At 33.7% G+C, this 11,179-nt stretch carries 11 protein-coding genes; 4 read left to right on the top strand and 7 right to left on the bottom strand.

Annotated elements, in window-relative coordinates:
- The first annotated feature begins 128 nt into the window (after positions 1-128).
- The 4 genes from AC1Q5Z_RS22700 (at position 129) to AC1Q5Z_RS22685 (ending at position 3,600) form a co-directional block, all read left to right on the top strand.
- On the top strand, positions 129-1,640 hold the full coding sequence (locus AC1Q5Z_RS22700) for a glycoside hydrolase family protein (protein ID WP_343586510.1): 1,512 nt from the start codon (positions 129-131) through the stop codon (positions 1,638-1,640).
- A gap of 6 nt (positions 1,641-1,646) precedes the next feature.
- Positions 1,647-2,168, top strand: coding sequence for a PPC domain-containing DNA-binding protein (locus AC1Q5Z_RS22695; RefSeq protein ID WP_492446972.1), 522 nt, complete (start codon positions 1,647-1,649; stop codon positions 2,166-2,168).
- Positions 2,169-2,243: 75 nt separating this feature from the next.
- Entirely contained in the window at positions 2,244-2,834 is a 591-nt protein-coding gene (locus AC1Q5Z_RS22690; protein ID WP_492446970.1) for a Crp/Fnr family transcriptional regulator, read from the top strand.
- A 76-nt stretch (positions 2,835-2,910) separates the two neighbouring features.
- Positions 2,911-3,600, top strand: a complete 690-nt coding sequence (locus tag AC1Q5Z_RS22685; RefSeq protein ID WP_492446968.1) for a CPBP family intramembrane glutamic endopeptidase — start codon at positions 2,911-2,913, stop codon at positions 3,598-3,600.
- A gap of 137 nt (positions 3,601-3,737) precedes the next feature.
- Here the strand turns inward: AC1Q5Z_RS22685 and AC1Q5Z_RS22680 are convergent, their stop codons facing one another.
- The 7 genes from AC1Q5Z_RS22680 to AC1Q5Z_RS22650 form a co-directional block, all read right to left on the bottom strand.
- Positions 3,738-4,094, bottom strand: coding sequence for a hypothetical protein (locus tag AC1Q5Z_RS22680; RefSeq protein WP_343586523.1), 357 nt, complete (start codon positions 4,092-4,094; stop codon positions 3,738-3,740).
- Positions 4,095-4,247: 153 nt separating this feature from the next.
- Entirely contained in the window at positions 4,248-5,288 is a 1,041-nt protein-coding gene (locus AC1Q5Z_RS22675; RefSeq protein WP_492446966.1) for an SGBP N-terminal domain-containing protein, read from the bottom strand.
- A 240-nt stretch (positions 5,289-5,528) separates the two neighbouring features.
- Positions 5,529-6,209, bottom strand: a complete 681-nt coding sequence (locus AC1Q5Z_RS22670; protein WP_492446964.1) for a hypothetical protein — start codon at positions 6,207-6,209, stop codon at positions 5,529-5,531.
- Between the two features lie 76 nt (positions 6,210-6,285).
- On the bottom strand, positions 6,286-7,032 hold the full coding sequence (locus tag AC1Q5Z_RS22665; protein WP_343586529.1) for an SGBP N-terminal domain-containing protein: 747 nt from the start codon (positions 7,030-7,032) through the stop codon (positions 6,286-6,288).
- 18 nt (positions 7,033-7,050) lie between these two features.
- The gene (locus AC1Q5Z_RS22660) at positions 7,051-7,854 is read right to left on the bottom strand and encodes an HmuY family protein (protein WP_343586532.1); all 804 of its coding nucleotides are present in this window, start codon (positions 7,852-7,854) and stop codon (positions 7,051-7,053) included.
- A gap of 12 nt (positions 7,855-7,866) precedes the next feature.
- Positions 7,867-8,586 carry an HmuY family protein gene (locus AC1Q5Z_RS22655; protein ID WP_492446962.1) on the bottom strand — a complete coding sequence of 240 codons (720 nt, stop codon included), beginning with the start codon at positions 8,584-8,586 and terminating at the stop codon, positions 7,867-7,869.
- 15 nt (positions 8,587-8,601) lie between these two features.
- Complete coding sequence (locus tag AC1Q5Z_RS22650) at positions 8,602-10,986, bottom strand: TonB-dependent receptor (RefSeq protein ID WP_492446960.1); 2,385 nt, start codon at positions 10,984-10,986, stop codon at positions 8,602-8,604.
- Positions 10,987-11,179 lie beyond the last annotated feature (193 nt).

The following is an 11,179-nucleotide window of genomic DNA, read 5'->3' as shown; positions in this document are numbered from 1 at the left end:
AAGACATATCACAACTACAACTTTGTCAAAATTTTAAACTTTGACAAAGTTCTTCAAATTAGAATTCGTAAAAATTCGTGCCATTCGTGGCAAAAAAGCATACTAACAGTTTAAAAATAAGCAATAAAATGTATTCAGGTTCAGGATTTAGCAATTGGGAAATTGGAGATGTTGATGTATTTATAGATGAAAAAGGAATTCATCATTTATTTCATTTAATCATTCCAAATCATGATTATATCGCTCATGCCATTTCAAAAGACGGTCTTTCGTGGAAACGAGTAAAAAACGCTCTATTTGTGGGCGATCCAGGAGAATGGGACGATGATATGTTATGGACAATGCATATCAGTAAAAAATCGGATGGCGAAGGTTATGAAATGTATTATACAGGACTCAAACGCCAAGACAAGGGAATTGAACAAAAAGTAGGAAGAGCAATTTCTACCGATTTACTCACTTGGAAAAAGGAAAATTTATACGGACTTCCGTTTAAAAGTGAAGCTCCACATTACGAAGGCAAGAATAACAATCCGCGACAATGGATTAGTTTTCGTGATCCTTTTAAATACCAATACAAAGGCGAAGATTATTTGTTAATCTGCGCCCGAAGCGCCTCTGGACCAACATACCGCAGAGGCTGTATTGGTGTAGCAAAAAGAGAAAAAGAAGGTTATGTGCTGCAAAAACCGCTTCACATTCCGTATGTTTATGATGATGTGGAATGTCCGTGCGTTTTTGAAATTAAAGGAACGCATTATCTTTTAGGATCTATCAGAGAAGATATTAAAATTCGTTATTGGTCTTCGCCAGAATTTAGAGGAGAATATTCTGCATTTCACAATAATGTACTGATGCCACAAGGAAACTATGCTGCCAGAGTGGTTAAAGATGGAAAACATTTCTTGGTTTACAATTTCTATTTTGCAGACGGAAACGTCAATACACACCGCGTAATTCCGCCACCAAAAGAATTGGATGTCGATAAAAGCGGAAGACTTTTGCTGAAAAGTTATTACTATTGGGAAAAACTGTATCAGAAAACGATTCTTCAAAAAGATTTGCCTCACCCCTTGCCTATTCTAGGAAATCCGACAGCCGAATTTGTTTTGGAAAATGAAAACAAATGGCGATTTGGCTGCCGAAGCGGTTATGAAATTTATGGCTTCGAAAAACCATCAAACGATTTTGTTTGGGAAGGAACATTGTCTGTTGAAGGAATGGGAAAAACGGGTTTTGTTATCGAATGTGATAAAGAAGGAACTGGATATTATATTTCGATTGATTTTATGAATGGTTTCGTGCAGTTTAGAGCTTGGGGATTTAATGAAAAAGATGTCAAGAATAATTTTATTTTTGAAAACATTCAGACCAATCAATTTGAAATTAGCGAAGAAAAACAGATTTCCTTTAAAATTATCCGTTACGGAAATTACTATGAACTTTCTATAAATGACATTGTAAAACTGACTTTATTGGATTTTAAATACAACGAAGGAAAAGTCGGAATCTATGTTTGTTCTGCTGTAATTTCGATAAGCGATTCTAAAATTCACGTTATTCCAGAACCTGAAAACGAATACGCAGCTTCTGATCCTGAAAAATATGATAATGAATTACAACCCAATTCTTTAATCTAAATACTTATGAAAATTCAACCCTTTAAAATTGGTATGGCATTCATGCTTTTAATGTCTCTTACTTTTGTTAATGCCCAACAAAAAGATGCCGAAAAATGCCGTTATACCAAAACTCCTCAAGGTTATCTGATGGTTCTTCGCGAAGGCGATAATGTTTTGGAACTAATTGAAAAATTAGCCAAAGAGCAAAATATTCCGTCAGCAAATTTTACTGGAATTGGTTTTGCGCAAGATGCCACTTTTGGATTTTACGATTTTAACCAAAAGAAATTTCATCCCAAAACTTTCAATAAAGTAGAAATGGGAAGCATAACGGGATCTATTGCCTGGAGCGGAGACAAACCTTCGATCCACATGCACGGCGTTGCAACCGATGAAAAATTTGATGCTTACGGCGGTCATATTCTTGGACTGAAAGTTGGAACGGGATCAATGGAAATTTATATCACTGTAAATCCTGAAAAACTAGAAAGAAAAATAGAACAGCCACTGAATGCAAATGTTTTGCAATTGCCTTGTTTAAAATAGATTTTGGTTAATAGGATTGTTTTTATTTTGAAAGATAAAACTTATATTGGCATTCCAAACTCATAATTTAATAAAATGCCACAAAGTCCGTCTCCTGAAGATGTAAAGAGAATTTTCGAAAATTATTTTACTGCCGATATGAACATCTGGACAGGGTTTTCGGAGAAGATTAAAATTCGTGAATTTGACAAATCTGAAATCATAAAAGATTATCATGGTGTCGAAAAATATCTTAATATCATCATTAAAGGATCTGCGGGATTATTTGTTTGGGATGGCAAAAGAGACATCTGCATTAATTTATTGTATGAAAAAAGTTTTATAAGTGATTATATGTCTTTTCTAAATCAGCAGCCATCTGTTATTAAAACTGAAGCTTTGGAAGATTTGACGCTTTGGTCTATTCCGCATCAAGATTTGAACGAACTATATCAAAGATCTGAAACAGGTTTACGAATTGGAAAAGCTATTTCTGAAATACTTTATGTACGTAAACAGCAAGAACAAATTAATCTACTGACGCTTTCGCCACAAGAACGTTATTTAAAACTTATAGAAGGCCGTCCAGAAATTTTTCAAAGAACACCACTCAAAATCATTGCTTCTTATTTGGGATTAACAGCAGAAAGTTTAAGCCGAATTCGAAAAAGAGTTATGGAAAAATGATTTCTTACCCAAAGTCAATTTTATTTTCATTTTTGCTCGCTAAGTTTGCTTCACTAAACCAAACAAATTTAAAACGATGAAAAATAAAATCAACTTTGGCGCTATTATAGTTTATTATGTAATTGCTGTAATCTGCAGATATGCAGCTGTTAAAACCAATTTATTGTCAGGAATAGAAAATCCGTATTTAGTAATTTTGCTTCGTGGTGTTGGTCCTGCTTTGGGTGCTTTGGCAGCAATAAAAATATTCTCTCTTAACAATCCAATGTCGTTAAAAGGAATTTATAAAAATGCAATTATTCCGTTTGCCGTTTATTGGATTCTTCCAGCTGTTTTAATTGCAGGTGTTTATTATTTCACAATCGGTAAATTTCCAATTTTATTAATGTTTACGGTTTTAGTTTACGGACTTTTAGAAGAAATCGGATGGCGTGGATTTTTGCAAGAACAATTGAAATCGCTTCCTAAATTTACTTCAATCTTAATTATTGCTGTTCTTTGGTTCGCATGGCATTTAAACTTTGAAACAACTCCAAGCAACATGATTTTCTTCGGAATCATTTTCTTCGGAACTTGGGGAATAGGAAAAGTATATACTTCTACAGTGTCGCTATTGGCAGTTGCGGGAGTGCATTCGCTAAATAATTTCTTCCGTAATGGCTTGCATGAAACCGAACTTACTTTAATCGTAGTTTTATTAGTAATATGGGTTGGTTTTATTATTCTTTATAACAGAAAATATAAAACTGCTGTTAATCCAGCTTAACTTAATTCCGCAGACAATTGAGATAGTTTCTGCAAATATTTTTTTCACGCAGATTATGCAGATTTAATCAGTGAAAATCCTTTTAATCTGTGGCAAAAAAACAGCGTAAACATTTTAAGTTTTGCGCTGTTTCTATTCTAATTTAATCTTTCCGTAGTTTCCATTCTCAAACAATGTTCACTTCCTAAATACAATGGATTTCCATGTTTCTCCGACCAAAATCCGTCTAAAATATCTTTGGTAATGCATCTATAAACCGCAACTCCTTTATAAGTTTTATGATCATCGCCTTTATAACTAAAATTAATGACCAAAATATTGTCTTTAAAGAAACCCGTTCCTTTTTGTTTATGCGAATTGATAAGCCAATTAGCTTTTATGCGATTGTTTTGATCTAAAGTGAGAGTCAAAACACCTTTGTAAGTTATCTCATTACTTTCGTCCTGATTGCTTCCCGAAATAGAATAAGTGCCTACTAAATCTTGTATTGTCATTTATTTAATGCTGAATTTGAAATATAAAAAGTTCCAGATTTTAGAAATCTTTAATTGAAAGTTGGCAAATATATATAATTAATAAACTTTTCTAAACATAAAAAAATGCGCACACCATTACAGTCTGCGCATTCTAAAAAAAAAATATCCGAATTATTTAATTTTCAAGGTATATGCAGTAAGCGTACTGGCTGCATCTCTATAGAATCTTACTCGATTATAAGTTCCTGCAGGTGTTCCTTCTGGAACTTTTAATATCGCTCTGTAAATAGTGCCACTTACAAATTCTAACGGATAAATTGCCGTTGGAGCTGTACTGTTATACATTTCTATTTTGGTAATTGTATTTAGTTGACCTCCTCTAATTTCAAATGTATCTCCAATTTTCCTTTCTGTTCCAGAACCAATTAACTCTGCTTTAAAAGAATCTGGTTCAATAACACTAACTTGAAATCTATTTTCGACACTTCCATTTTGAAGCGTATAAATTCCGTTTTTGACACGTAAATCATAAGTTCCTACAGGCATGTCTTCTTTAAGAAAATAATATACTCCATATTCCGTAAACGATGTACCTGATGTGGTTGTTCCTAACGAACCACCTAAATGAACGATTTCTGCGGTATATTCTGTTTTCTCATCTTCTGCAGATACCAAATAAACTCTAGAGTTTTCGACACTTAGCCACAAATCATTTATCGATGATGTGATTCCTGAGTTTCCTATATTAACAATCTTTTGCAAAAAACCTTTTCTAAAAGTTTCTGGATAGGCTACAGTCCAAGTTCTTGGTTCTGTTTGTCTGAAATCTATTTTAAGAGTATATTTTTTTGTTGTTCCCGCTTTTGAAGTTACCGTGTAAACGGTTCCGTCTTTAAAAGGAACTTCTGTACCAGATGCTGGAGAAATTACAGCTTCTGTACCAAGAATAATTTCAGGTTTTATGGTTTCTGGAAAAGAGGTATTTACACTCCATGTTACTATTATATTTTCCTCTGTAATAGCGGCACTTACATCATTATTATCTGCATCTTTTACCGTAAAAGACTCAATGTGAGTATATCCTGGAACTTTTACAACATCGCCAGGAATTGAATTTACTTTATCAATATATTCAGTATCACAAGAAAAGAATAGCACTGATAAAAAAAGTAATCCGATTAAAAATACATTGGTATTGTTTTTTTTATTCATGATTGTATTGATTATCTAATTTTTAAATGATTTTATTTTATTATTTTTGCCTTATTGATAAAGGCATTTATTTTTTTAAAATGTCTGTATTTTCAATGCTTACGGTAATTCAAAAAGCCGTTTGATAGTCATGGGGTAATGATATGATATTAGTATTTTGCAGAGATCGCCGGTCAAGCTTTACTGCAGCACTTTTTAATTATGTCGTAATCCCATGTTTCTTTTTACATTGTTATTGATTTATAATACTTTAGACCAGTTATAACTGATTACGCTGCTTGAAGTTCCTGGAGTAACCGCAGTTACTTTTACCAAATAAACTTCTGTAGCACTTGTATGAGGAACTGTAACAGAATGTGAATTTGTTCCAGCTGCTTTCCAGATTACAATAGCTTTAGCAGGAGTCATAACATGAGTTGTAATATTATAAGAGTAATATCCTAATCCGTAATTTGATCCAGATATTGAACCATTGTATCCAACTATATTATAAGGATCTGATGCTGGAGCTGTACCAACATTTCCAGTTGCATTTTTAACTTCAACACTTTCTTTCCATAAATCCCATTCTCCACAAACAGAATTTAAATCAACTGTACCAACGTACCATTGAGCTGTATTTCCAACAGGACGAAGTGAAGCTCCGTAAATACCTTCCCACTGAACGTTTACACCGCCAATAACAGCAGCTACTGGAGTCCAGTTAGTATCTACAGATGATGGTGCTTGCCATCTATTTACAGTTACTGATGTTGAAGTTGCAGAACATAATTCTAATGCAGCTGCTTTGGCTGTTTGATTAGAAACTTGTTCTTCTTGTGCTTTTGCAAGTCCTTGTGAATCGGCAGTTTGGTCTTCTGAGCTACAAGATGTAATTGAAATAGTAGCCAATGCTAAAAATGATAAGATTATTTTTTTCATAATGATATATTTAATAGATTAATTTGGCTTCTTTTATTACCTCGGCAGAAAAGACAGACATTTTTTATTTGCAAGTTTATTTTGTAATTCTAATAGGATATTTCATTGTAGCGGTAAGATTATAGCTTTCCATCTGTATCCAATAGTCAGTATCGGGTTCTAATGTTATTACTTCACTAGAAGTTCCTCCAAAAACATAAGCTGCTGAAAAGCTAAAGATGTCTAAACCTTCATTATACTGCTGAAATTGCCATTTCTTATTTCCTTGTGCATCTACAGCATAAACTTTTGTTACTTCGTAAGAAGGGACAAAGTTTTCACCTTTTAAAAACATAGAGCTTGAAACGGGTATAGTATAAGTTGAAGTCTCACTTGATAATTCTCTTAAAACCAATTTTGGCTGTTGGATCACAATTTTTACAGTATAAACAGCTGTTGTTCCATCAGCTGCTTTAGTGGTATACGTAAATGGTGTTTTCGCGAATACAGGCACTAACTCGGTAGCTGCGGGAGTAATAGTTGTTTTTTCAGGAAGTGAAATCGAAGTTTCTAAATATTCATATTCATAATAAGAAGGCAGATAAACTGTAATTGTTTTCTCTAAATTATTTACAGCGCTATATATCGCTTGACTTTCGCCCGGATTTACAACCTTAAAAGATATAATTCTTCGTGCATCTAGGTCGGTAACAATTTCTGTAACTGGATCTTCTTTTACATCTGTCCATCTTTCTTCTTCATTATCGCAAGAAGTTAAAAGACTAAAAAGCGTAAAAGCAACAAAAAACAAAGGTGTTTTTAATTTTGTGATTTTAGTATTCATTATTTGTATTTGGATTGGTTATTTAATTTCAAATTTTGTACTTCCTTTTGGAACCATTACATAATCAAAAGTGTAATACATGTGCGGAGTATCTTTAAACCATTCAGATGGTGTATAAACATCTTTGTAAACCGAAATCATTTTAATTTTGGCATAATTTCCGTTTGCTGTTTTTAGAATAATAGTTCTTGCTGGAATAGTTGTTCCGTTTATAATTTTAAGAGGTTCACCAAGTGCGTATGCTACGTGGGCTTTTTGAGGATTAGTTCCATCAGACACAACAACTCCATCAAAATCATACAAATACCATCCAGTTCCGTTACCAAAAGAACCAGCATCATCTGTACCTATAAGATCAATTCCTGTTTTAAATTGACTGTCAGCAGGAACATCAACCACTTCATCAAAAGGTTTAGCTACAATTGTAATTCCTCCAACTCCACCTGCCTGATAACCATTATTTTTATTGTCTAAACCGTTATTTCCAGACAAAAAGCTGGCATATAATCCGCCAAAAGCTAAATCCCATTTTCTTGTTTTTTTATAAGAACCGTCAACCGATTTATTCTCTTCAAGACTATAGTAAAGTGTTGCAGAAGGCGCCGTCGGATTATCATCAGAAGTGCTTCCTTGATAATTTTTTACATGAATGACTTTATTAAAAAGTGTTTGATCTGGAATTTCTGTTCCTGGGTTTTCTTCATTTCCGCTTCCTTCTGCTGGTTTATCATCAGATGAACATGCTGTAGTTGTGGCAGCAATAAGAAAAACCATCATCAATATTGGCGATACTTTCTCTATTAATGTTTTTATTCGTTTCATGAGATTATCTATTTATTTGGTATTTAAATTTTTACTTCCGTCTGTCTGGATAAAATATCTGAAAGTGAAATAAGGAGCAGGCCAATTCAAATCTGTAACCGCTGGAGGATTTCCTTTATAGGCATTTACAAGTTGCAGTTTGGCATATTTTCCGTCAGGTAAACGTATCGCATATGTACGATTCGGAATTGCCTGCATAATGTGGCTGCTTAAGCTGTAATAAAACCATCCAGCAGAACTTTCTGAAGAAGCCCATCCTATTTTGGTTATCTCGCTAATATTAAAATCTGTATCTGAAGGTGCTTGTGTGACATTTTTATAATCTTCATTAAGCAATACAACAGAAGTATTTTCTGCTGGCCCTTCAAAACCAGGATTATATTGGTATTTTGCATTATTTACAAAAACTTCGCTATTGTAAGGTCCTGTAAAAGCAATGTCCCAGTCTTTTGTTTTCATATATTGCAAAGAATCTGCTTTGGTATGCAGCCATATTTGTTTTTTATCGCTGAAGCGAAACAAAAACGTATGAAAACTTCTCTGCTCTTTTCCATTACTTCCATCTCCCATAGAAGCTCCAGTGTCGCCCGCAAGATCAGTAATAACAGTGCTTTTATTATCAATAAGCGAAGAGTTTGTGTCTTCCTCATTGCTGCTGCAGGAAGCCAAACTTATCGCAGCTATCGCGAAAAGCAGTATTTTACTTTTGTTAAATGTTTTAATTGTTGTCATTAGAAATATTTGAGTTTATTGGTTTTTAAAGAAACGATAGCTAACACCCAAAAGAAGTATTCTTCCTGGCTGTCCTGGCATTAGAGGATCTGTATAATCGAAAATATTATCTGCCGTAAATCTGACATTGAGATGATCATTCAATAATTGCTTATCAATACTTGCATTGATCAGCCAGTAATCTTTCACGAAAATGTCATATTTGTCAATAAATTGATTTCCGTTACGATCTCCAAATGGATACTTTCCTCTAAAATTCACTCTCAAGTTTGCATTAAGTTTCCATGGATTATTGCGATAGAAAATAGAAGAATTCGCCATATGACGGGAACGGTTTTCAATTCCCCAATAATCTGATGGTCGCGGCTTATACGAATTTCCAGTTGCTGGATCGTGAATATTCTGACTGTAAGGCCATTTTCCTGCTCTAATACTATCTTTTATGCTAAGATCTTTAGCAATTAAGTATTGATAACCAGCACTTATTTCTAGATTTTTTATTGGGGTTAATTTTAGCGAAAGCTCAAAACCTTTATTGACAGCTTCTGGAAGATTTTGGTAGGTATAAATTATTCTGTTATTTGAGCCTGTAGCAACTTGAATACTATTAATCTGATTGGTTATTCTATGATAAAAACCACCTCCCTCTACTTTGAGTTTCTTTGAAGGTTCGAAAATCAATCCTGCATTATAAGAAGTACTTTTCTCGGCTTGTAAATTTCCAGCGGTCTGATCAAGAACATATTGTCTAATTTCGCTGATTTGTCCATCTTTTTGAAGTTGTTCTAAAGTTGGTGCTAGAACAGCATTTCCAATTACTAAATAATTGCTGTTTGAATTGTAAAACACTAAATAATTGGTTTTAAAATCTGGTGCTTTAAATCCAGTTCCAACCCCTGTTTTAAAGGTTAATTTTGGACTAATAAAATACTGCAATCCAAAACTCGGATTTAATCTTCCTCCAAAATTATTAGTATGATCATAGCGTAATCCGCCAACTGCCTTTAGTTTCTCGAAAGGAGTCCATTCTCCCTGAACATAAGAAAACATAGTTTCTAGAGAGTTTACACCATTGAGCGCAACATCATTCATGTTTTCAACACTTCCTCCAAAACCCCCAACAAGCTGGTATGTATTATTACTGCTATAAGAAAACTGCTGTTCTAAACGATGAAGCGTCTGTTTAAAAACATCTTGGCTAACCGAACTATTATTTTCCTGCCAAGCTACACTCATATCAGCAGTATAATACGTAAGGTAGTATCTTGTAATACTTCTAAATGCGCTATTAAAGCGATGATCAAATGAAACTGAAAGATTTAAATCCTGCTCATCTTGATTATCTCCAGAAATATGGCCTAAGCCAAAATCCTTTTCCATAAAAGAACGACGAAGCCCATATCGTCCGCTCAAGCCGAGAAAACTCTTTTGGTTTACCTGATAACGCGATCTTCCTTGTAAGCTATAATTATCGTAAGGTGGCGAAGTTGTTCCTTGTATGTATTTAGAATTGGTATTGTAACCATCTGTTCTGTAATAATTTGCTGCAAGATTTACAGTACCTTTATTTTCAAGAAAAGGCGTTTCTCCTTCCAATGTAGCATCAACAATATTCAGTGATCCATAACTTACTGAAGCCTGTATTTGCGGATCTACAACCCCATGTCTGGTAATAATATTTATAGTGCCGCCTAAAGCCTCACTTCCGTACAAACTCGAAGAAGCCCCTTTTATAATTTCTATACGTTCGATGTTGGAAACGCTAATTCTCGAAAGGTCAAAGTTGCCATTGTTTCTCCCCACCATTGGCTGACCATCGATTAACACCATAATATATTCACTTCCAAAACCCTGCATTTGCACGCCAACAGATCTAGCCCCACCGCTAATATTGTTTACAATAGCAATTCCTGTTTGTTCTTTTAAAACTTCATCGAGCCTTCTACTCCCCATAAGTTCAATTGTTTTACGATCGATTACAGTAACTGGCATAGCGCTATATCGTGCATTTACCAAGTTTTCAGGATTACTGCTTTCTTTAATGCGGCTCGTTACATTGACCTCTTTCAAATCGACTCCTTGTTCCATTTCGATTTGAATGGAATGAGCAGCGCCATTTAAAGTAATTTTCTCAATGTAATCTTTATAGCCCATAATGCTTATTCGAATTGTATACGTTCCATTTGATAATCCTGAAAATGAAAAATGTCCTTTACTGTCAGTTACGGTATTTTTAAAAGAAGGTTCTAAAATTACTGTAGCATGCGATAATGGATTTTTAGAATGAAAAACCAAACCGTTTATACTATTATTATTTTGCCCCAAAAGCATATTAACAAATAGTAAAATGAAACTCGTAATAATTGTATTGAAATGACCGTAAGTGCTTTTATTTTTCATTTATTTTTTGACTGATCTTTTCTCAAAAACCAGAATAACTATTCTTATTTAGACTGTGTAAAAATAGTAATTAATAATAAAGTAATAGTATTTTATTTACATATTTTTTAAAATCGTAGAATAAATCGTAAATATCACCTAAACTAAAACTTTATAAAAAATAAATTAAATACTTAAATAACAATATTTTAAA

This window comes from Flavobacterium sp. GW823-FHT06G12 (assembly GCF_058794775.1).
Note: the sequence above shows the minus strand (reverse complement) of the source record. Positions and strands in the feature narration are given on the sequence as shown.